This is a genomic window from Marinomonas sp. A3A (assembly GCF_018336955.1).
Lineage (GTDB): Bacteria > Pseudomonadota > Gammaproteobacteria > Pseudomonadales > Marinomonadaceae > Marinomonas > Marinomonas lutimaris.
Window position 1 is genome coordinate 4,239,275 of the sequence record NZ_CP025532.1, and the last position, 22,720, is coordinate 4,261,994.

At 38.4% G+C, this 22,720-nt stretch carries 20 protein-coding genes; 8 read left to right on the top strand and 12 right to left on the bottom strand.

Going from position 1 to position 22,720, the window contains the following annotated elements:
• Positions 1–113: 113 nt before the first annotated feature.
• The 3 genes from prs to CYL31_RS19835 all read left to right on the top strand — a co-directional run bounded on the left by prs (position 114) and on the right by CYL31_RS19835 (position 3,243).
• Positions 114–986, top strand: coding sequence for a ribose-phosphate diphosphokinase (gene prs, locus CYL31_RS19825; RefSeq protein WP_212916853.1), 873 nt, complete (start codon positions 114–116; stop codon positions 984–986).
• 1 nt (position 987) lies between these two features.
• The gene (locus CYL31_RS19830; RefSeq protein ID WP_212916854.1) at positions 988–2,463 is read left to right on the top strand and encodes a nicotinate phosphoribosyltransferase; all 1,476 of its coding nucleotides are present in this window, start codon (positions 988–990) and stop codon (positions 2,461–2,463) included.
• 69 nt (positions 2,464–2,532) lie between these two features.
• On the top strand, positions 2,533–3,243 hold the full coding sequence (locus CYL31_RS19835; RefSeq protein WP_212916855.1) for an NUDIX hydrolase: 711 nt from the start codon (positions 2,533–2,535) through the stop codon (positions 3,241–3,243).
• A gap of 165 nt (positions 3,244–3,408) precedes the next feature.
• On the opposite strand, the gene CYL31_RS19840 is transcribed toward CYL31_RS19835, so the two are convergent.
• The gene (locus CYL31_RS19840; protein ID WP_212916856.1) at positions 3,409–3,786 is read right to left on the bottom strand and encodes a helix-turn-helix domain-containing protein; all 378 of its coding nucleotides are present in this window, start codon (positions 3,784–3,786) and stop codon (positions 3,409–3,411) included.
• Between the two features lie 102 nt (positions 3,787–3,888).
• On the opposite strand from CYL31_RS19840, the gene CYL31_RS19845 reads away from it, so the two are divergent.
• The 5 genes from CYL31_RS19845 (at position 3,889) to CYL31_RS19865 (ending at position 10,153) form a co-directional block, all read left to right on the top strand.
• Positions 3,889–4,416 carry a VspR family transcription factor gene (locus CYL31_RS19845; protein WP_212916857.1) on the top strand — a complete coding sequence of 176 codons (528 nt, stop codon included), beginning with the start codon at positions 3,889–3,891 and terminating at the stop codon, positions 4,414–4,416.
• Positions 4,416–5,780, top strand: coding sequence for a DEAD/DEAH box helicase (locus CYL31_RS19850; RefSeq protein ID WP_212916858.1), 1,365 nt, complete (start codon positions 4,416–4,418; stop codon positions 5,778–5,780). The genes CYL31_RS19845 and CYL31_RS19850 overlap by 1 nt, the downstream gene beginning before the upstream one ends.
• A 123-nt stretch (positions 5,781–5,903) precedes the next feature.
• On the top strand, positions 5,904–7,844 hold the full coding sequence (locus tag CYL31_RS19855) for an AAA family ATPase (RefSeq protein WP_212916859.1): 1,941 nt from the start codon (positions 5,904–5,906) through the stop codon (positions 7,842–7,844).
• A 2-nt stretch (positions 7,845–7,846) separates the two neighbouring features.
• Positions 7,847–8,740 (top strand): sensor histidine kinase, encoded by an 894-nt coding sequence (locus CYL31_RS19860; protein ID WP_212916860.1) that lies wholly within the window; start codon positions 7,847–7,849, stop codon positions 8,738–8,740.
• Positions 8,741–10,153: a hypothetical protein gene (locus tag CYL31_RS19865; RefSeq protein ID WP_212916861.1), complete on the top strand. Its 1,413-nt coding sequence runs from the start codon at positions 8,741–8,743 to the stop codon at positions 10,151–10,153.
• Positions 10,154–10,349: 196 nt separating this feature from the next.
• Here CYL31_RS19865 and CYL31_RS19870 read toward each other — a convergent pair whose 3' ends face one another.
• The 11 genes from CYL31_RS19870 to CYL31_RS19920 all read right to left on the bottom strand — a co-directional run bounded on the left by CYL31_RS19870 (position 10,350) and on the right by CYL31_RS19920 (position 22,706).
• The gene (locus tag CYL31_RS19870; protein WP_212916862.1) at positions 10,350–10,892 is read right to left on the bottom strand and encodes a tyrosine-type recombinase/integrase; all 543 of its coding nucleotides are present in this window, start codon (positions 10,890–10,892) and stop codon (positions 10,350–10,352) included.
• 162 nt (positions 10,893–11,054) lie between these two features.
• The gene (locus CYL31_RS19875) at positions 11,055–13,235 is read right to left on the bottom strand and encodes an AAA family ATPase (RefSeq protein ID WP_212916863.1); all 2,181 of its coding nucleotides are present in this window, start codon (positions 13,233–13,235) and stop codon (positions 11,055–11,057) included.
• Complete coding sequence (locus CYL31_RS19880; RefSeq protein WP_212916864.1) at positions 13,232–13,669, bottom strand: VPA1267 family protein; 438 nt, start codon at positions 13,667–13,669, stop codon at positions 13,232–13,234. The genes CYL31_RS19875 and CYL31_RS19880 overlap by 4 nt, the downstream gene beginning before the upstream one ends.
• Positions 13,669–14,229, bottom strand: a complete 561-nt coding sequence (locus tag CYL31_RS19885; protein WP_212916865.1) for a recombinase family protein — start codon at positions 14,227–14,229, stop codon at positions 13,669–13,671. The genes CYL31_RS19880 and CYL31_RS19885 overlap by 1 nt, the downstream gene beginning before the upstream one ends.
• Positions 14,230–14,340: 111 nt before the next feature.
• Positions 14,341–15,057 (bottom strand): hypothetical protein, encoded by a 717-nt coding sequence (locus CYL31_RS19890; protein WP_212916866.1) that lies wholly within the window; start codon positions 15,055–15,057, stop codon positions 14,341–14,343.
• 2 nt (positions 15,058–15,059) lie between these two features.
• Positions 15,060–17,162: a site-specific integrase gene (locus CYL31_RS19895; protein WP_212916867.1), complete on the bottom strand. Its 2,103-nt coding sequence runs from the start codon at positions 17,160–17,162 to the stop codon at positions 15,060–15,062.
• A complete protein-coding gene (locus CYL31_RS19900; RefSeq protein ID WP_212916868.1) occupies positions 17,152–19,374 on the bottom strand; it encodes a hypothetical protein in 2,223 nt (740 codons plus the stop codon). The genes CYL31_RS19895 and CYL31_RS19900 overlap by 11 nt, the downstream gene beginning before the upstream one ends.
• 8 nt (positions 19,375–19,382) lie before the next feature.
• Positions 19,383–20,525: a tyrosine-type recombinase/integrase gene (locus tag CYL31_RS19905; RefSeq protein WP_212916869.1), complete on the bottom strand. Its 1,143-nt coding sequence runs from the start codon at positions 20,523–20,525 to the stop codon at positions 19,383–19,385.
• Positions 20,526–20,930: 405 nt separating this feature from the next.
• Positions 20,931–21,671 (bottom strand): ion transporter, encoded by a 741-nt coding sequence (locus tag CYL31_RS19910; RefSeq protein WP_249411639.1) that lies wholly within the window; start codon positions 21,669–21,671, stop codon positions 20,931–20,933.
• A 117-nt stretch (positions 21,672–21,788) separates the two neighbouring features.
• Entirely contained in the window at positions 21,789–22,064 is a 276-nt protein-coding gene (locus CYL31_RS19915) for a hypothetical protein (protein ID WP_212916870.1), read from the bottom strand.
• 87 nt (positions 22,065–22,151) lie between these two features.
• Positions 22,152–22,706 (bottom strand): mechanosensitive ion channel domain-containing protein, encoded by a 555-nt coding sequence (locus tag CYL31_RS19920; RefSeq protein WP_212916871.1) that lies wholly within the window; start codon positions 22,704–22,706, stop codon positions 22,152–22,154.
• Positions 22,707–22,720: the final 14 nt, after the last annotated feature.

A 22,720-nucleotide genomic window follows, 5' to 3' on the forward strand; every position in this document is an offset into this window, starting at 1 on the left:
AAATAATCTATTTGTTGTTCAAAAAGAAGACCCTCATCAGTTTTTTTACTTTACGTGTTGAATATATATTATCCCTGTGACAATATATATTCAACAACAAGGAGGCAGCAATTATGAGTATCACAATCACAACAGATTTAAACGACACTGTTCAACTAGTAACTCTTGGTTTTTCTGGAGGAGAAAGACACGTTCAACTATCTAATCTTCCGACTGACACTCCAAAGTTTGTGTCCATAAAAGCTATTCTTAACAGCACGGATGATTTGCTCGATTTACTCTTAATCGATAATGCACTAGAAAATCACTATGAACAGCAAGTTAAGCTTCGTCTTGAAATTCCTTACTTACCCTATGCTAGACAGGATCGCGTTTGTGCTGAAGGTCAAGCTTTCTCTCTCCAGTTAATGGCTAGGTTGATTAAAAGCCTAAACATTGAAGAACTTGCAGTATGGGATTGTCATAGTAATGTCGGCCTTGAATTAACAGGAGCGACTAACGTTCCCGCTACCGAGATAATCAAAAGTGCTTCTCAACTCTCTGATTTATTACGCTCCCCTAAGGCTGTATTAGTTTGTCCTGACAAAGGAGCACTGCAACGCTGCACAGAGTTAAAAGAAGAGCTTAATATTTCGAATATGGTGATATGCGAAAAACAAAGAAACCCAGCAACTGGAAAGATTACCCATACAGATGTACTAACCGATGATTTGACAGGAAAAGTAGCCATCATTACCGATGATATCTGTGATGGCGGATACACCTTTATCAAAATTGCAGAACAACTAAAAGCAAAGAATGCTGAAAAAGTGGTTCTCTACGTGACTCATGGAATTTTCAGCAAAGGCTTAAGTGTATTTGAAGGGCTCATTGATGAGGTTTACACCACGACCAGCTTTACTCATCAGCCTAGCGATAAATTACACGTTATTGACTACACGTATAAATCAAACAATCTAATCACAACAAACACTAAAGGAGCGTGATATGAACCCATTAATGTCTATTGACTTTTATAAAGCAGACCACAGACGTCAGTACCCAGAAGGGACTGAATATGTTTACGCAAACTTCACACCACGCTCATCTCGATTAGCAAATTTACTTGAAGGCTATGATGAACGAGTGGTTGTCATTGGGATTCAAGCTTACATCAAACGCATTTTGATCGACCAATGGAATCAAGAGTTTTTTGCTAAGCCTAAGCAAGAAGTCGTCAGTAAATATAAACGCAGAATGGATACATCTCTTGGTGAAGGAGCCGTGCCAATTGAACACATTGAAGCGCTTCACGATTTAGGTTACCTACCATTAAAAATCAAATCCTTACCAGAAGGCAGTCGGGTAAATATTAGGGTTCCTATGTTTACCGTTGTTAACACTCTCCCTGAGTTTTTCTGGCTTACTAACTACATAGAAACAAGCATTAGCGCTGAAATTTGGAAGCCATGTACAACCGCTACTATAGCCTATGAGTACAAGCGTTTATTAACCGATTACGCGGTACAAACAGGTGCTCCATTGGATTTCATACCAGTGCAAGCTCATGATTTTAGCTCTCGTGGTATGAGTGGCATGTTGGATGCCGCCGCATCTGGTATTGGACACCTAGCCAATTTTATCGGCACCGATACAGTGGCTGCGATTGATTATGCCGAAGACTATTATGGCATTGATGGTGTTGTCGGTGTTTCTGTCCCTGCCACTGAACACAGCGTTATGTGTATGGGCGAAAAAGACAATGAGATCGATACTTTTAAAAGACTAATTAACGACCTATACCCATCAGGCGTGGTAAGTATTGTTTCCGACACTTGGGACTTTTGGAAAGTCATTAGTGAATACACGAAAGTGTTAAAACAAGACATTCTTAACCGTCAGCCCAATGCTATCGGACTTGCGAAGGTTGTTTTTAGACCGGACAGTGGTGATCCAGTAAAGGTTATCTGTGGTGATGCTGACGCAACACCAGGTACGCCTGAATTCAAAGGCGCAGCGGAATGCTTATGGGATATTTTTGGTGGAACCACCACGGATAATGGCTATAAATTATTAAATGAGCGTGTGGGATTAATTTATGGGGACTCAATAACACTTCAACGTGCTCAGGCTATTCTTCAAGGACTTAAAGCAAAAGGGTTTGCATCAACGAATATTGTATTTGGTATTGGCAGCTATACTTACCAGCACCTAACACGAGATACCTTTGGCTTTGCTATCAAAGCCACATGGGGACAAGTGAATGGCCAAGGTCGTGAGATTTTTAAAGACCCAATTACAGACAAAGGAGATAAAAAGTCTGCAGCTGGCTTATTGCGCATAGAAGAAACAGAAAATGGTTTTGAATTATTCGACCGCCAGACACCTGAGCAAGAACAACAAGGTGCATTAGATATTGTCTTTGAGAACGGAAAAATAATTAAGGAAACCAGCTTTGCTGATATCAAAGCTAAGCTAGCCTAATAACGCATAAACCCACCTGTACAAGGATGTACTTAGTGGGTTTTCTCAGATAATTTTACGAGAACATAAATGACAGAAGAAGAGTTTTTAAAGCAATACAACATCCACGACTTTGATGTTCCTTTATGTACTGTTGATATCGCTATATTTTCATTAATTAATAATGAACTGCACACTCTTATGGTTTTGAGAGAAGAGCATCCGTTCAAGGGCAAATGGGCTCTTCCTGGTGGGTTCATACACTTAGGTGAAGATGATTCTACTGAGTCTGCGGCACACAGAACACTTCGTCAAAAAACAGGTATGAAATCTGCCTATCTAGAGCAAGTTAAAACAGTAAGCTCCCCTAAGCGTGATCCTCGTGGATGGTCGCTCACTGTATTGTACTTTGCTCTCGTGGACATCAACCAAGTTAAGCGAATAGATACTGACAAAAAGTCTACTTGGATGCCTCTTTCTGATTTAAAGCAACATGACCTAGCATTCGATCATATTGAGTTAATCCGTTCAGCAACAAATCGCTTACATGCAAAAGCTACTTATACTGCTTTGCCTATTGAGCTCATGCCAACTGAATTCACATTGACTGAACTCCAGCACGTTTTTGAGATGATCTTAGGGCGAGAGCTACAAGCAAAAGCATTCAGAAACCGAGTACTGTCAGCCAATATGGTGGCTGAAACAGGAAATAGCAAAATCAGTGGGAAACGGCCTGCTAAGCTTTTCAAGTCAACAGGAGTCAATCGAGAAATGTTCTTTAACAGACCCTTGATGGAGTAGTCGTCAACTACTTAAAGTGTATTTTTATTTCAGAAACTGGGTTTAATTTTTAATATTCTATTAACGACTTTTTTTACCTAAGAATCAGTTATGAGTACTTTGTTGAGAATGGTGTCGTTGTTCCAGTAGGTGCTAAAGTTAAAACGGTTTCATAGGAGATTTAAACTACAAATCTTTGATATCTATAGCAATCTCAGGTGAGTTTTTACGCTGTTCTACGACTTTCTCTAACTCTAAGTCTTCCAATTTTTCAAGCTCAGTGATTAATGCTTTCTTGGAATTATCATCCAAGCGGGAAATCAAGCACGCCAATTCAGCACTTAGGTCATCCTCACACAAAAAGTAGTTCAGCGGGACGTTGAGTTCTTGAGCAATTTTTCTAAGCGTTTCGAGATCAGGCGAATGCCGTCCTTTCTCATAGTGATTCATACGGCCACTAGCAGAACTCGCGTCCATACCTATTTTGATCCCAAGTTCTTTCTGGGATATGCCGATGTTCTTACGAGCTTGTTTAAGCCGAAGTGGTATTGGGTTCTCTGACAAAGTAGTTTCATCTTTAAAGTCTCATGTACTTAGATTGTCTAAGTTTTACTTATTTCTGTATACTTAGCAATCCTAAGTTTTATAGTTTTTTGAGACATAAACATGATATCTAAACCATTTTCTTTGAATAAACAGTTCAAAGAACTCTTACAGCGCGTGGAAGGAACCAGCATCAGACGAAAAGAACTCATTCAATTAGCATCAAGTACAACAGGCCTAGATACAGTCCAATCCACTAGACTAGTAGCAAGGAACGTTAACAGACTGACGTCTAAAAGCCTCCTAAGCGCTAGTGGAGAGCGGAACGCTAGAACCTATCACCTTACTTCTGAATTGATTTTAATGCTAAACAGAAGCCCTCGTGAGCCGTCAGACGAAAAAACTATAGATACAAGTCAAAGCTCAAATGAGGTGCATCTTCTAGATGAAGAAAAGAAAGCCAATGCTGAATTAAAACTACTGTTGGGAGAGATTGATGCTTATCAGGAATATTTAGGGCTATTCCCGCATAAGCGACCAGCTATTTTGAAATTGCTAGATGAGTCTAGAGAAAAAGCGACAAGGTTCTACGGTCGATTAAACGCCATTAAAAAGATTATTCAATCGACTCAACCTGAGGGGAATATGTAATGCTTAGGGCATGGCAAGAACAGTGTCTCTCTCAGGCAGTAACATCCTATAAGAAGCAATCGCAGTTCCTGGTATTGGCTTCCCCTGGTGCGGGTAAAACCCTGCTTGCAGCGCTTATAGCAAAAGCTCTTATAAACAGTGGCGATATCGATTATGTAGTATGCTTTTCCCCTTCTCGAATCGTTTCACAAAGCATTGAAGAAACATTTGAGAAAATATTAAAGCGAAAGTTTAATGGCAGACTTGGGGCAATCGGAGCATCGCGTACTTATCACTCACTTAGTAACGCAGCTGAGCTAATCAATGATCTTGCCGCTACTAGAGTCTTGGTCATTTTTGATGAAATACATCATTGTGCCGGTAATGGTGAGTCTCCAGCAAATGCATGGGGATTACAGCTTCTCTCCACGATACAGCATTTAGCGACTTATACGTTGTCACTTACTGGCACACCTTGGCGCACTGACACACTTCCAATTTCATTCGCTAAATACTCCGATCCAGAAGGCAACATTGTCTGTGATTACTCGTATGATCTTGTTGATGCAATAAAAGACAAAGTCTGTCGGATGCCTCAAATCACCGCAATTGATATTGAAAAAGTAACAGTAAAAGGATTAGGTAATTTTGAAACCTACACTAGTTTGCAGTCATTACTAAACGAAGGTGAAGTAAGCTATCAAACTGTGATCAGACATCCTGAAGTCATCAAGCACTTACTTTCATTAAGCGTTCATCGGCTGAATATTCTTAGAAAGGACTCACCTAATGCTGGCGGCTTAGTAGTCGCATCTTCATATGAACATGCTCTACAGATTCAATCGATTCTATTGGACCACTTCAATAAAGAGTCTACTTTAGTGTCCTGTAGGCATGATGACTCACCAGAGCTGATCAACCGTTTCCGTAAAGACAACAGCGAATGGATCATCAGTATCGCCATGATCAGCGAAGGAACGGACATACCAAGGTTGCAAGTCTGCTGTAGTCTTACCGATGTCACCACTGAACTTTACTTCCGCCAGATCCTTGGACGCATAATACGAATGACCAAAGATCAGTCACATGTGGCCGATATGTACATGTTGGCAGAACCAAATTTAGTGGAATTCGCAGAACGGTTGAACAAAGCAATTCCAGGTACTTACAACTATCAAAAAAAAGAAGAATTGCTGAATAGTATAGACATTCCAAGTTCAACTAATGGTGGTAGTCGTAATTCATACAGAGACGACGTATTACAACCGGAGACTGATCTTAGTGAATTTATCTTGAGTAACGATCATGATCTATTGAAACAGACATGCTTGAATGAACTGACAATGTCTTCATTTAAATCGAAAATCATTTCTTACTATTTATAATCTCAATATCTTCAATCATTTACTTATAGCTCCGCTTTGATTCGCTGGGCCATCGCCTCGTTAGACTTTCCAGAGTTTGCTAGACCCCCATACAATAAAATAAACAATTGTAAGCATAGAAATATGCAGCAGTTTACCTTAGGTGATAGACTGCTTATCAAGTTACTAATGTATTTTTTCACCCTAGTTTACATTTTGTTAACTCGGGTAGCTTGGGGGTGTTTTTTGATTATAAAGAATTTAAAGGTAGAGGAAGGTTTTTTTAACAACCTCGATTTAGATTTCTCTAAAGGGCTAAATGTTTTAGTAGGCGGCAGAGGCGTTGGAAAAACCTCAGTTATAGAGTTACTTCGGTTCGGTTTGGGAGCTAAAAGTCTTGGGGACGAAGGAACGTCATCTTCACCTAATCACGCCCTATCAATACTTCAATCTTCAGGAAGAGTAACGATCGAGCTTGAACTTCCTTCTGGTGAAGAAATTAGTGTATCTAGATCTGCTCAAGAAAACACTCCTTTAGTTGGAGCCTCTTATATTTCTCCTATTGTCTTCTCGCAAAAAGAGATTGAAACAGTTGGTGTAACCAAAGCTGGCCGCTTGGCTCTGATTGATAGTTTTTTGCCTGATATAGACGACATGAAGGATCGCTTAAGAAGCTCTAATGTGGTTTTGAGAAGCCTTTGTGCTAATTATCATTCAGCAATGCAAGAATTCAATGATCTGGCAGATAAAGTCTCAGAGACTAAAAACTTAAAAGAACGAGAGCTAATCCTTCAAAAACAATACGAAGAGTTCCAGAGCGTATATGAAAAAAACGCAACAGATCAAAGTGATATATCAAAACTACAGCAACAATTAGCCGCTCACTCCGTCAATATTGCAAACTTACTTACGCTTAAGTCATATATTGAAAAAAGAACTCCGTTATTGAACTCAATACTGAATTTAAATAGCGGAGATTTTACTAATATAGTTCAAGATTTCAGTCCAAAATTATACTCATCTTTGCAATCACGTCGAGAGCAGGATACAAAGATGGTTCTAGCTATACTAAATAATAATAAATTGTCTTTGGATGAAGTTAATGAAAATTTAAATTTACAACAAATGCAAAAAATCGAACTAGAGAAGGAAGCTCGTAAAACCAGAGCAGAGATCGATAGTTTTAAAGACGGCGCAGGCGCAATGCTAAATGAGCTAGGAAGAGTACGAGAACAACTAGCTCAAATAGCTAACTATACACATATTGCTGATCAAAAACGTGACCAAGTAAACACTCTTTATAATCAAATCCAATCTCAATTAATAGAGATATATCAGATAAAAGAGGACATTTATAAATCAAGGATTAGCATTGTAAATATTTTAAATGATAATCTTAAGCCAAATGTAACAGTTGTTTGTCGTCAGCAAAACAATCTGTCCGAGTACTCATCTAACTTAGAGTCTTCATTAAGAGGCTCTGGACTCAAATATAAGGAACTTTTGGATACTATTACTAATAATGTTAGTCAGCAATGGCTTTTTTACTACATCGCAGCCAATAAGTTCGAAGACTTCGCTAATGCTCTAGATATACCTGTAGACAGAGCTGCACGATTACTTGGGCATTTATCTGAAATTGATTTAGGGCTTCTATTATCTTCGGGTATAGAAGATGTAGTTGATTGTATGCTTTTAGATCACGGTAAATATAAAAGTGTTGAAGAGTTATCAATCGGTCAAAGATGCACTGTAACTCTTTCAATTATCCTTGAAAACCCAAATAGAGTTCTCGTTATAGATCAACCAGAAGATCATCTAGACAATGAGTTTATTGTAAATACTTTAATTAAAACCATAAAACAAAGAGCAAATATAGCTCAGACTATTCTTTCAAGTCATAATGCAAACATTCCAGTTTTAGGTAATGCATCTAGAGTTATTAATTTAGATTCCAATGGTCGAAAAGGTTTTATTAAAAATTCTGGTAGCTTAGATGAGACTCTGGTCAAGAGTAGCATTGAGTCGATTATGGAAGGAGGAAAGGAAGCTTTCCAACATCGTTCAACCTTTTACTCAAGTTAGAAATGAATATTTTCAATAGAATAAATAATATAAAAAGTCTTGCTCCAGAAGAGCAACACACACAATTAAAGGAACTCAAGGCTTCTCTTTCTAAGCAAGAGTTACGTCAAATTGCTGACGAAGCTCATACAATTGATCCACCTTGGTTTCGAAATGCTCTTTTGAAAGCTGTCGGAGTTGCCCCCCCTAAGCAAATACACAAAGAGCAGACCGAATTTGTTAAAGGTGATGTCGCGTACAACGTTGAAGAGATCCGCAGTGATGCAGTAGCAGAGAGTATTGGAGAAATTGTACATGAGTTATCTCCAATAATTGGATCATTAGAGGTATCGGCTACTGAAGAGGTACTTCAATATGACAGCTCTCGTACTAAAAAAGAAATAGAGCGATTACAAGAGCTAGTAGAAATGTTTTCGGCTTGGCGACGAGCGGAGCAGCAACCAAATTATCGAATAGTAAATATACATTCATTGGTGTCAGGTGAAATTCAGAGAGTGATTGAAAAATATACTGATGCCAAAATAGAAATTAATATTGAAGATAACCTCAGCTTCAATCTGGACCGTTCTCTTACCCAAACAATCATATTGAACGCACTTAGAAATGCCGTTGAGTCGACTAAGCAGGTAGTAAACCGAGCACCAAGAGGAATATTGGTTAATTCAGGCCTAACTGACACACACTTTTGGTTATCTGTAATCGATGACGGTATTGGGTTACTAGAATCAGAAGCAATTTTATTTAGTAGCAATTTTACAACGAAAGTTGGTAATGAAGGATTAGGCCTCTCTATTGTAAAAAAATCAATATCATCAATGAATGGGAAGTGGAATTTAAAAAACTCTAAACCTTACGGTGCAGAATTCTACTTTGAGTTACCTCGTGGAGAATATTAATTGAGAGTATTACATGTTGAAGACCGTATCAGTTGGTTTAATGATACCGTTCGCCCTGTATTGACCAAGTTTTGCGATGTAGTTGATCACGCAGTTAACTTTAATGAGGCCACTAAAATGCTCGATGATAATGAATATGACTACATTATTGTCGATCAATCCATACCTATAGACGACAGTAGTTCATTGCCGGATATATCAAATGGGATTCGTTTTGCGGACCATGTTCGAAACACATCACCTGGCATGCCAATATTGATTTTAACTGGCGAAGATGACAATGAAGCTACCGAGAAATATTTAGATGACCAAGAGCTGGTCACTTTTTGGGATGGACAACAAAGAGGATTAATCAAAGTACGTCCAAAATATAAGCTTGTTGCTGCATTGAGTCTAATAAAAACAGCGGCGACTGAACTTAGGAACGTAGAAAACATAGTATTGGAAATCACTGGGAGCATAACTCTTACAAAATATCAAAAGAGAGTAATCAAAATATTTGCTAAGCAATACAACGCTTTTGCAGCAAAAGTCGAAATACTGGGTGGAGGGCTATCCTCTTCAACCGTTTTAAGAGTAACTTTAATCAATTCTTCTCTTCAAGAGATCCAGCATGCGCTAGCAAAACTCGATCGAGAAAGTGAAGTAAAAAAAGATGTATCAAATTATCTTAACCACATCCAGAGGCTTCCTGTAGGAAGTGCTCCTATTTTATTAGGGCGATATTTTGCTGGATGTGCAGATATACAGGGGGCCTTTTACAGATTTGCAAGTGACTATTCTACAGATTATTTTGATGCTCTAATAAAAGATCATAGTAGAACCAAAAAGGCTTTAGAAGATGTTTTTCAAATATTAGGCTCTTGGGAACAAGCTAAAACAGTAACAAACATTGAACTTAGAGAGCTTCGAAATAGGATTTGTAGTGATGAGAAATTTTCTAAGTTAAAAGATATTTTTCCTAGTGTTGATTTTGACGACCTTGAGAAAAAAACTATTAAAGTTTATCAATCTATTCAACATGGAGACTTACATGGTAAGAATATTTTGCTTACGGACACCGGAAATAAAGCTATTCTGATAGATTATGGAGATGTTAAAGAAGCTTCTTCTTTATTAGATATTGTAACACTTGAGTTGAGCCCTTATTTCCATCCTAATGTAGCATACAATTTCATTAAGGAAACCGACTACTTTGATGACTGGTTTGATGATGATCTCTATATAAAAAACTCATTCTTTCCTGAAATAGCTTCATTTCTTCGTCAAAAGAAACAAACACTAGCAATTTTGAATATGGGGTATGTAGCCACAGTTTATGCTTATGCTCTAAGACAATTAACCTATGACGATACGGACCATCAAGCTGCAATTGCTTTAGTAAATGCGGCAATTAAGAAATTAACTCTGTAGCAAAATGTTAGTCATGAAGGCTAGTTTTAAGAGCATATTTTTAGTACAAAGTTCAAACTAACTAAAGCTTATAAAAAAATAAACTTGGTATGGACCCGGTTTCCTAGACAGTTTCTAGCTCCGTAAAATATCGCTTCTCATATTGCTGTGGCGATAATACATAAATCTCAAAATCAGTAAACTGATTACAGTTGTTTTATAGATCTAGGTTTTTCGAATTTAGACCACGAATATACATTTCAGTCATTAGACGTCGATTATGACCGAATGTGTTAGCTATTGCCTCAAGCGACTGACCACTCTTTACCATTTGATGGTACTTGGTTCTTCGCATCGAATGCATGCCTAATTTTAACTTGATGCTATTACGCTCACCTACAGCTTTAAAAGCTTTGGAAACAGCTTCACGACTAATAGGTTTTTCCAAAGCTTTTGAGCGATTAGAGTCAGATTGAAACAAGTACTTATGTTCAGGGTTTGCCTCTCTTCGCTTGGTAACGACATCAAGTACAGTGCTATCAAGCCATACTTTTCTCTCCTTACCTGTGCTTCCATTTATAATTGTAAGTGTATGATCGCTTATGTCTTCAAAAGTAATGGCAAGAAGTTCTGAGCTACGTAGCCCGCTATGAACACCCAATATCCAAATGTCAGCGTAGATATTTCCTACATTTTCACGTAAAGCCTGCTCTATTTTCTTTAACGTTTCTAAACTTTTCACAGCTTCTACTTCATTCATATGATACTCACGACTTATGCAATCAATCACACTTACTTAGATCGTAAAACAGACCATTAAGTAAACCTTTAAGTCATATATTACGTATAACTTCTAATTCACATAATAAATTGTGTGAATTAGAAAAGCAAATCCGACTTGCTTTTAGGTAATACAGAATATTTATGTGAGTAATTTTTGAAGGTAGCTTTTTCTTCGACTCGCGTTGCTACTGGCCTCTGTAATTGCAATAAAGTCTTCCTTGCTCCCCACGATATGTATTTCACTCTCTGCACGAGTAATCGCTGTATAAAGCCATGCGCGATCAACGATTCTGCCTTTACTCAATGCAATGATCACTCGAGGAAATTGTGAGCCTTGGGCCTTATGTAGGGTTATAGCGTAACCCAATTCCATACACTCTAAGACGTCCTGCGTGATTTTTATCCTGTCACCAGTATCAAGTGTCACATCACCAAAGTATGTTTCAGCCAACTCATCTGAGTCATTCTGTTCTGGCTTAACGCCACTAAGAACCCCAAGGCTGCCATTCTGGATGCCTCTGTGATAAAGGTTCTTCGTAAACAAAACGGCATCATTCAGTCGTAGATTTAAGAAGAACTCTTCAGAGTACATGGTGAATCTAAGCATTTCGCTATGACTATTCACAGCAGATTGAACTTTGTTATTTATCTCAGAGACCATATTTCTAGTAGGCGCAATAATACGACTATTCTCAGGGCTTTCACGATACAGAAGGCAACACCTATCGGTTATTTCGCTTCTATTAGCCTCATGGAAGAATATAGAGGCGGTAGACAGTTTCGGAGGAATCTCTCCCTGATTAATGAGCTTTGAGTACTCAGGAATTCCAGAACTTCCTTCCTGACGTTTCACAATATCCAGCATGGTGTTTGCTATTCGTTTTGAGTGAACGATATCAGCCAATACTTTTCCGCACCCAATAGGCGGCAGTTGATCTGGGTCACCCGTTAATACGATCCGTACAGATGGATGTACATGCGTAACAATCCGATACATGGCCGGTAAATCAACCATGCTTGCTTCATCAATCACCAATAGGTTTTTATCGCTACCTGTGCTGTCCAATGGTGGATTTCTCAAAAAACCAGCAATAGTCATCGTGGTGAAGCCTATAGACTCATGTAGACGCATTGCAGCTCGACCACTTAGTGCAACGGCATGGATGGCATAACCCATTAAACTAAAGGCTCTAAGCGCGGTTCTTAGTACTGTCGTCTTACCTGTTCCGGCCCCTCCTGTAATACAGGCCACAGCATTATCTAAGCATGTTCCCACTGCTTCTTTTTGCTTGGCCGTCAGATCATAAGGTAATTCTTTAAGGGCCGCACGATAGGCTTGACTGGTTTTTCGGTCATACAAACCGTCAATATTAGCCATTGTTAACAGACGTTTGGCAACGGTAGATTCCATTAATAGTTGAGCGGTTGGGTGATACGTCAGAGTGTCATTATTCAGAAGAAATTGAGCTTTATCGTGTCCTGCTTTGCAGGCGCTTGCAACTAGCTCATTATTCTTCAGCAATTTGTTTAATGCTGGTACTAAGTCTTCTCGCTTAGTATAGGTATGTCCTTTTTCTACTTGCTTTCGTAGGGCAAATTCTAGAGCTGCACTAAGTCGTCTCTGATCATCAGCCGCAATTTCAAAAGTCCACTTTCTAATAAGGCCTTCAACATCATCAAAGGACATTCCGAATCCACAAAGCAAATAAGGATTATCCTGTATTGCGTCGACAGATTTGTCATCATGAAACTTGAGCAGTCGCTGTTGAATTGAAGCTGGAATACCACGCAACGTCATCCAGTTGGTATGTTTGAGATTTTTATACTTCTCATACCCTTCGTAAAGAGCATCAATAGAACCCTCACTCAAAACCCCTTTAAGGCGATTTCTGGCTTCAAGTGTGTCATTTTGCAGGGTTGAGTGGAAAGAGTTGCCTAGCAACGCCCATAGGGCTCTGGCCTTAACTTCCCCAATCCCTCTAAACGCTTTTTCTTTGGCAATGAACTGTATTAGCTGCTCTCCCGACTCTGGCAGAGTACATTCAACATAATCTGGTGCTTCATAGATATGCTGTAGCATTACGTAATCACCTGTTGTCACTTCCTCAATACGTCTTGTACCTTTTACTGTCCAATACTGACCAATTGCCGGTTGCACAGGGATTGATTCAGGATTTGCTTTGATAGTAACGTAATATTTACCGCTAGTAGTTTTATAAGAGTCTTTTTCCAGCGGCACACCAGAGAAAATAGCTATGCTAGAGGAACCGTACGCAATGCTAGTTATCCTAACGCGATCTTCCTGAATGGCATTATTCATCGAGGCATGAACCCCATCTCAGACAGAGTTTCAGACAACTCACCGAAGCGTTCCAGGCGAGACTCTAATGCTCTAACCTTGGCTTTAAGTTCGATGTTTTCAGCCTCTAATTGAGATAACCTTCTAGACTCCAGTTGCCTAGAGGCTTGGCTAGCATCGTATTCCTTTGGGTTAGACTTCGCTGTTTCAGACTCAGGTGTCAGTTGCGGCAACACACCACGAGCCCTTAACTCCGTCTCAAGGTTCTCAAGACTTTCTCTTAGAATAGGGTTCTGTATCAGCGCCGACTTTCCACAACCAATGGCCTTCGCAACTTCACCGCGTTTTAACTGCCCTCGATGAACAATTTGCAGAAAGTCATCATCCGATTGAGTAGCCCTCCAAACCTCAAAAGATTCGACGTTTTGCTGTGCTTTTTGCTGCCCGTTAGCCATTATTCTTCATCCCTTATTCGCATGATTGTCTGTCTGCTTACCTCGAATTCACGTGATAGTTTAGAAATACTCTCGGCTTTGAGGCGCTTACGTATCTGCTTTCTTTCGTTAGCACTGATTTTTGGAGGCCTTCCCATATGCTGACCAGCTTGTATGGCGGCAGCACGGCCTTCGCTTGTTCTATCAAAGATTAAGTCACGTTCTAATTGGGCGAAAACCCCAATGAGTGAAACCATTGCTTGTGATAGAGCCGTGCGCTGGGAAGTATCTAAAGCGCCATCCAGCGTTTTAAGGGAGGCATTCTTTTCATGAATTTTATCGATGGTTCTCAAAATAGCTTTTAGGGAACGGCCAAGCCTGTCTAGCCTTGTTACAACAACGACATCGTCATCACGCACATAATCAATCAGAGATTGAAGCTGAACATCGTTATCCTTTGAACTACCGCTGTATTTTCCTGAAAATATTTTCTGACACCCAGCGTTCTCTAGGGCAGCAACTTGTGAACTTAGGTCTTGCGCTATGGTGCTTACACGAGCATAACCAATCAAGTGTGACATTATATGTACCAAAGTTATAACTTTAGTACATTATGAATTCAGTCCGTACTATTATTAATTAAAATAAATAAGTACATGTACTTATTAAAATCTCTATCTTTAGTACGACTATTAGCTCTTAGTATTCAACTGATGCAGTAGATTTGCAACCCGTCGCTCAAGTACTTCATTTTGCATTTTTTCACTATTCAGTCGTTCCTTTATTACATCAAACTCAACCTTTACTGCTTGTAGTTGAGCTCGAGACACATCTATTTGTTTCATTAAACTCTGAATCGTTTCATTTTGGTTAAATGATTTCTCTTTGTATTCTTTTAAATCATGTTGAGCGACTTCTAATTTGTTAACTAGCCGTCTTTGCTCTTCAGAAATATTGCTAGAAAAAAAGTCTTCAATCAACGAACCGATTTTAAGCTGTCTAAGCTCCTCAACCTCTTTCTTTAATTGATCGCATCTTGCTTCTAACTCATCTTTTCTAGGCTTCCGATCACGACTTTTACGTTGAGCGTTAATTTCAAAATGTGCTGACAACTTAACATTGGTCTTATCGATCAATTCAATTAATTCGGGTCTTCGAGACCTCACTAAAGCAGCACGAGAGCAACCTATCTCCTTAGCTAACTCCGCTACAACGATTTGCTTTTCTGTTACAAGAAGCTTATCCATAAGGTCTCGGGGCGTTTTCTTCAGTCTCTCTTCGATTTCCTGCGCTTTTTTTATTACCGCTTCATAGGCTGACTTAGATACAGCGTTACGACTTGCCCATTCTGGAGTTATGTCAGTTTTTTCTTCAAATTGGTCTAACAGATTAGAGAAAAGGTTATTCATGATTATTCCCTAGAACTCGCAATGATCTTATCTGACTTCATTCTTTTTAGTACGCGCTCAGCATTTTTAACTGCATTCATGGAAGCTTGATACTGCTTGTTGTTTTCTAAATTAAAACTGGTTGTTGCTTCAATGGATTTCATCTGCTGCGCATGAGTTAATCCAATCTGAACAATAGACGCTTCATGCGAGTTAATTTCTTGCACTGAATGAACACAGCTAGAGCATGTAGAGAAGCTAGCCTCTTCAAGCTTCGCTACTTTAGATATCTTATCGAAACACTGAGACTGTGAGATAGTTTTGGTACGAGGCATACAATACCCATACTCATGCGGGACTATTTTTTCAAACCCCTCAACAAATTCTTCAATCACATTCTCCAACTCTTCTTCAGATGAGACGACAGTCGCATCCAATAAATCTATAGCCGCCTTCATTGCTGCACCAAAGAATTGAGGCTCAAAGACTTCTTGATTAAGAGATTTACGAGCATCATTTATCATCTTCTCTGCAATCTCTTTAATCATAATTTCCTGCGCATTCGAAAACGCCTCATGCACTTTATTAGACAAATAGATATTGGTCATGAAGCTACCATGAGAGTGGCGAAAATGACGACGAATGGCTTCATGCACTTTACCGTCAAAACGCCTCAGAGCAAATTCGGCAAAGGTATGACGGAACATGTGAGGGTGAACATTAGAGCAGATCTCTTTGATCTCTGGGTGTCGCTCAAGAAATGCCGAATAAAACGCGTTAAGCATAGAAGCGAGTGTATTAATTGATGCACTTTGTGAGAAAGACTCAATATCTCTGGAAGGAAACCTTTCAACACTTATCGAATAAAATCTGCCAAATAGAAAAACCTTTGCATCATCTTTTTGCTTCACTTTATCGATGTAACTTAATTCATTTAATAGGTGAGCCGCTTCGGCAGCAAGGCCATGTACCGCTCTAACTGTTGGAATGCCATCATTGGTTTTTACAATATCGGATTTGAAATCACATATACCATCCAAGTTATACGTCAGATCCCCCGCTTCCATGCTTGCTAATTCGCTTATTCGAGCCCCAGTTAGAGTAAGCATAATGACTAATGCTGCCTGATAAACTCTATTACACCAATTATAGATCTCATCATGACTCATCGGAAAGGAGTTATGGGAAGCTCCAAAATTTTTGTGGATCAGACTCAGCAGAGCTTCAGCTTTAGGTTTTAAAGTTTTAACGCTGTGGGTTCCTTTTCCTTTAGTTGGCCACAGACCGTCACAAAACCGTTGAAAACTACCAGTTCTGAAAATAGACTGAGAAGAGTAAGACATATCAGATCGTTGGAATTGAAAATAGTCTACTAGAAATACAGTCTTCCTATCACGAATCACCTCAATCGCATCATTCAACAACAACATTGCAACAGGTAACGAGATGGAAGAATAGCTCTTCCCTTTTTTCCAGTCTTCATAGGCCAGTTGATGTCGGTTTAAAACAGGACGAATAATAGCTTTTTGTTGCTTCTCATAAATATGGAATGTAAGTCCGTCTTGGATCATACCAATTATGGTGGATCGTTCACTTTCGTTCAGACAAATAACAATACCCTCAATGGCTCCACGACTTGCAACACCTTCTGATTTAGCCAGATTATACTTTTGACTGTGATCAGCTTGCCAATTCACCCTTAATTCAAGCACATCTTCTAGTAGCTTTTTTACATCATTTATTTCCCACTCAGAAAGTTTCGAATAAGGTTTATTGGTAGCCCACCAAACACCAATACGTTTAATACAGTATACTTGATTTTTTACTGTTCCTTTTCTTCCTGATAAGGATTGAATACTTGGATTTGACCAGCCTAATCCTCTTGAAACACGCCGAATAAACAGTTCACTTAATGTCCTACGTATGTGATCATGATTGTCATAACTGGGGTGTGATAAATCAAAATTAAAGTCTTTTTGTTTTACTCGGTCATATACAATAAATTTAAGTGATCCAATTTCGTTGATCAGCTTTATATTTTTTGATGAATTGAGCTCTTTACCAACTGCCTGATTTAAACTGTCTGAATTAGCAGACAAAACTATGTCTTCTTTATTACTTTTCATAATTTGCCACACCAACAATATCGCTTAATTTAGCGTAATCAAAAGATAGTAAATTTGCGTATTTCTCACCATCCTTGCGAATCTCAGATGGAAATTTCTCCAGAATATTTGAAAAGTAAAAGTAATCTCTCGCAGCCAATGTGGCTTTCGTTAACTGAGGAGTATCATCATTCAGGAGGTCATCAAAATTAGCTCTAATATGCTCTAAATATTTAATGATCAGTGCCGTTGTTGTTTTGTTGGCAAGAAAAGTTTTTTTTCCATGAGCTTGGAATGAGTCCATTAGATCAACGTCAATCCCTAGCTCATCAATCTTTTTTGCAAGACGCTCTGAAGCACTTTCATCTGTTCGAGGTAGGCCAAACACCTCAAGTGCTTCGTTGTAATCAAACACGGAAGTCCTCTTTATGAGATCCCCCATTTTGTTTGCGGCCTCTGCCATTAGTGTGCCAATACGTGACGCAAACAATCTATCGGACTCTATCTTTTCTTTGGCAGTAGAGCTATCGATATAAACCTCATTGTGAACTGGAGGCGAGTGATTAGATAATTGGGCGGTGACGTTGATATCATCAAATGCATTGATATCACTAAATAACTCAATATTCTCTGAAATGATAGAAGACTGACGAATATTATCTGTACTTAGACCGATTGATTTTTTAAGTACAAAATCGCTTCGTTTTTTAGTTCCGTTATTTTTGTATGCTCTATTGTATGCTTTATTTTTATTATAATTTCCCCTATTATTCTCCATAATCCTAGAGAAAATCCAAAAAAAAGGGTCTAAATCCTTAACATTCTCATCAAACGCTTTTAACAGTTCATTCCTTAGATGACTGTTTTCGGTAAGTATCAACTGAAAATATTTGTTTGAAGCCTCACCAAAAGAACTATACCCTATAAATCCATGTTTAGTTGTTTCAATCTGATAGCCCAAAATTTTGCCATTATCCATATCATTGAAGTGTTTTTGCGATGTTTTCTTAGCTTCTATGTATCGATTATACGTCTTTCCCAGAGTTGAACCTTGAGGATGTAGAGCAGTTATATTTGCCTGATGAGATTTAGGTCTACGTCTTTTTTGAAGCTGAAATTGAATGCCTTGAGGAATGTTCACTACATCGTCTAATTCCATCTTTTCAATACTAGACAAATTCACTTTCTCACTAGCCAATAAGCATTGCATGGCAAAAATTTCAACGTCACTAGGCACTAGAAGACTCCGTAATGACAAGCTTTTTATAACACCAACTTTATAGACATTTCTCTTACCATTCTTAGATATCTGATAACCTATACCGCACTTAGCAACAGCGCCTTCTTTCGGTTTCATCAACGAGCTATCTAACACAAAATTTAACTGTTTTTCTGTCAGCGCACCTTCATCAAATGGATGCTGAATATCTGATACTAACCGCTCTTTAAGCACTAAATTATTACTAGCCCGAATACTTGAAATGACAACTGCATATAGCTCCCTAGCTTCATGTTTAGTAGGGTTAAAGAAGTCAAATGATCCAAATGAAATCGGACATTCATAAATACTTCTATTTCTAATACTTTCTACTAACAAACGAATCTCTTCTATTTGTAAAGCTTCCATACGTAAATAGCCCTCGTAATTGATAATCCAAATAAAGAGCTTTTTGAGCGAGTCTAATAGCTGAGTATCGGAGTAAGGACAGTCGGAAAAAAGTTGAGATAGTGGAGGGGTTGGTGTCACATCAGGTTTCTGGTTTTTAGGGGCATGAAGGTAATATTGACGACAAAGAAGTTTAGCACTTTCACTTAACGTGCTCTTCTCACTAGCTCCCCAACCAATTATAGACTTTAAACTGATTATAGTGCTATAAATACCATTGCCATTTATTGTTCTTGTATTGTTTTTTTTAAGTGACTGTTTGTAGTCACACAATAAATCCAACGGCACAAACTCATCGCTTTTATAGCTCTCCAAATAGGTAAAAAACTTCACAATTAAGAAGGAAATATTATTTCGTGTTGCAACTGAAAAGTTTTTATAACTACTAAAGTTGAGATACGCAATCATGGCTAGATGCAGAGTTAAGCGACCCTCTGAAGGAGCTTCTATTTTCCTTAGTTGTCTCTGACCAATATTCACCATAGCAACAGTCTTTGACTCGCTGAAAGGTTCATCAATTGCAGAACTATCTCGAAAACCAACCTGGTTCAAATCATAAATACTCATTTAATTCTCTATTTAGCGAAGTCTTTTAATTGATAGTCTTTCAGCATCTTATTCATATCAATTTCGTTATTAATCAAAGTGCGATGATTCAGAAGAGCCTCAAAATAGATGTAAATCTCTGTCGTCGAGTAGTCGCTATGCCCCATCCATTGGGTCACGAAAGTTCGCTTGTCATATCCTTCTTTATAGCAATATGTCACGGCGTTAGTGGCGTAGCATTTTCGTAAACCGTGGTAATGTCTGAACTTCCATAAACCAGCTTCATCTGCAGATAATTCACCTTTTAATTGAAGGGTTATAACCGCCTTGCGAAAGACTTTTGTACCATGGCCTTGGGTAGTTAGGGGCTTACTATCTTGTTTACACATCAATTGCTTTGCACCTATGCGTTTTGCCATTTTTAAAAACTCATAAAGCGGCTGAATTAACTCGGGCCATACGCGGACACTCCTGATCTTATTGCCCTTCCCATATATTTTCATAGGCTTTGTAATAGATGGTATACCTCGCTCATCAAGTGTGATTAATTCCTCCAGATCCCTAACCCTTAAATTGTTGGGGTGAACTAACTCATGAGTTCTAAAATTCGCGTAATACCCTAGCATCAATGTCAGTTGATCACGCTTACAGTTGAAAAAATTGTTTGTAGGCACACTCTCTAAAAGAGTTTTCAGGTCATCTTTAGACATGTACTCAAGCGTTAGTTGCTTAGAGATTCCTTCTAACTCAGACGTTTTGACCTCATCGGTACGCACTAAAAAAGAAAAGTTTTTTCGTTCAGCTATCCACCCATAAGAGTAGGCAAAATCATAAAACGATCTCAATGTGGCTATATGACGATTGATTGATTTCAGTTTTAATCCGTGTTTTCTCCGAAGATACGCATTCAAATATACGTTCATTTCGTTATCAGTCACATCACGAAAGTCTTGCCCCAGAATTCCACTAGTGCCATTCACCTCTGAGAGTTCACGAAAGAATTTCAGTAAGTCATTCCCATACGCTCGTACGGACTCTTTAGAATTCTTTTGAGACATATGAGCTAAAAACATAGTCGGCTCAATAATTGGATAAACCCTATCCTCAAAAATTGCATAAGTGTTAATTTGGATGCCACTTATTATTACATTTTTTATTCTTTGTAATTTCAAAACCAGATATCCATTTAAAACATTTCTTATAAAACCTTATTACCCATTGCTTCACTTGTAAACAATTATTTTTCATCCCACACATCAAAAGATTTAAAAATATATAAAAAAATAAAAATCATACTTAAACTCAATGACATACAAAAAAAAACACCATATGACAACCTTCATCACCTAAAACCTCATTAATTAAACCAAATACACTTAATAATTAAATATACTTAACAATTAAATTAAATATACTTAACAATTAAATTAAATATACTTAACAATTAAATTAAATATAAATTAAATATAAATTAAATACACTTAATGATCATTATAAATTGGGGGAGTAATGGGAGTAATGGGAGTAATGGGAGTAATGGGAGTAATGGGAGTAATGGGAGTAATGGGAGTATAATTTTAGGCTTGAAAATTGAAGCCATTAATTTTTAGGGTTAGAACGTTTATTCGTTGCTTTTTATATTTTATATACTCAAGAATATAACTTATCTTAGAATTAATTATGTATACAAGGTGTCCCAAAAAAATGTTTACAAAATTTCTGTACGAATAGCTGTTCCGATAATCCGTCCAATCTTCGAACGTAGCGACCCGAAACAATGTCAGCATCGAGATAGCGATATCGCCCCAAAGGGTTTCATTCACTTGGTGAAAAAAGAGAGAACCAACCGCCGCGAAAATGTAAAAAATGATAAACATCAGCAAAGCAATGTAGCCCATTTTTGGGATGGCTTTGAGCAATGCATTAATCAAAAAACGTAGATCTGGAATAATCGACACAAGACGTAAAACGCGAAATACTCGCAGCAAACGAGCTACAACAACCATCTCCGAATCAGAAATAGGCATTAAGCTACCAATCACAATGACGGTATCAAAAATATTCCAAGGATCTTTAAAGAAACCGCGCTTGTCATCACACGCAATAAAGCGCAGTGAAATTTCGGCTAGAAAGAAGACCGTTATAAAGTTATCTAAGAAGTTTATGGCTTTATCAATACCATAAGGTAACGAATAGGTTTTGGCGCCAACGGTTAATGCGGCAACCACAATAATGCCGATAATAAAACCCTGAAACAAAGCACTACGCTCAATGCGCTTTATCGTGGTAAACCAATTATCAGAACGACTCGTTTCCATTATTTTCTACACCCAATATGCAAAGATAAATACCTGAAACACAGACAGGCGTGGCCATATTAAGTTCATATCATGAAGAATAAAAGCAGAAGCGGGTTAAGTTCTAGTACTTGATGCTTAAGTTCGCTTTACTCGCACAACCTTCATGATTTCAACAGGGATTCCTGCGACGATTTCTTGGGTAGGATAGTAGGTTAAGTTCACACGCGCACCGCGTAAAGTGCGGTATTTTCCTTGACGTTTGAAACGAAAGGGCACGTCGTAGCCTTCGATCATCAAGGTGTGCAAGACCCAATCTTCTTGGGGACGCTGGGCATGAGATTTGACTTTCAGCGCATCCGAATGGATAAGCGCATCATTGTTTTTTAACAAAGACTCAGGATCGGATTTCACAAGAGACTTCCTTTCTTAAAGATGAAAGCCTCTTAGTATGACACAAATATCCTAAATCTTAAAAAGCTGATTATTTTTTGTTCAATTTTAGAAAGGTGTCTCTTGATTTTCGACTTTCAACTTCTCTAACAACTGACTCATTGCCTGTGCGGCTTCTCGACTCTCAAAGCGTATAACGGCTTTTTGTAAGATCAAACTATTTGGGTAAGTCACTATATCGCCTGACAATCGGTGAATAATAACGTGAAAGGTCGATATTTCCATAATTTGACCCAAAATTTCATCGTCCTTATCGACCACCTTGACCCAATCTCCCACTCGATAAGGAAAGCCAAAGAAGATAATCAAGCTGGCGGTGATGTTGCTTAAAATCGACCATTGAGCAAATAACGCCACACCCACAACGGCAAACACGGACGAGAAAAAGATCGCTAGCTGACCATAACCAATACCAAGAACCAAGCAAATCAATAAAACAAAAATTGCAGTAAAGCCAAGATTTAACATTTTCGAAACGTAGGTTATTCGCACTTCATTAGCAAATCTCTTTTGTCCTAACAAGGCGACGCTGGATTTCAAAATGCGAGAAACAATGACGTAAGCCACCACTAACAAAGCGATTAAGCCGATTTGCACCATCATGCTTTTTCTCCTAC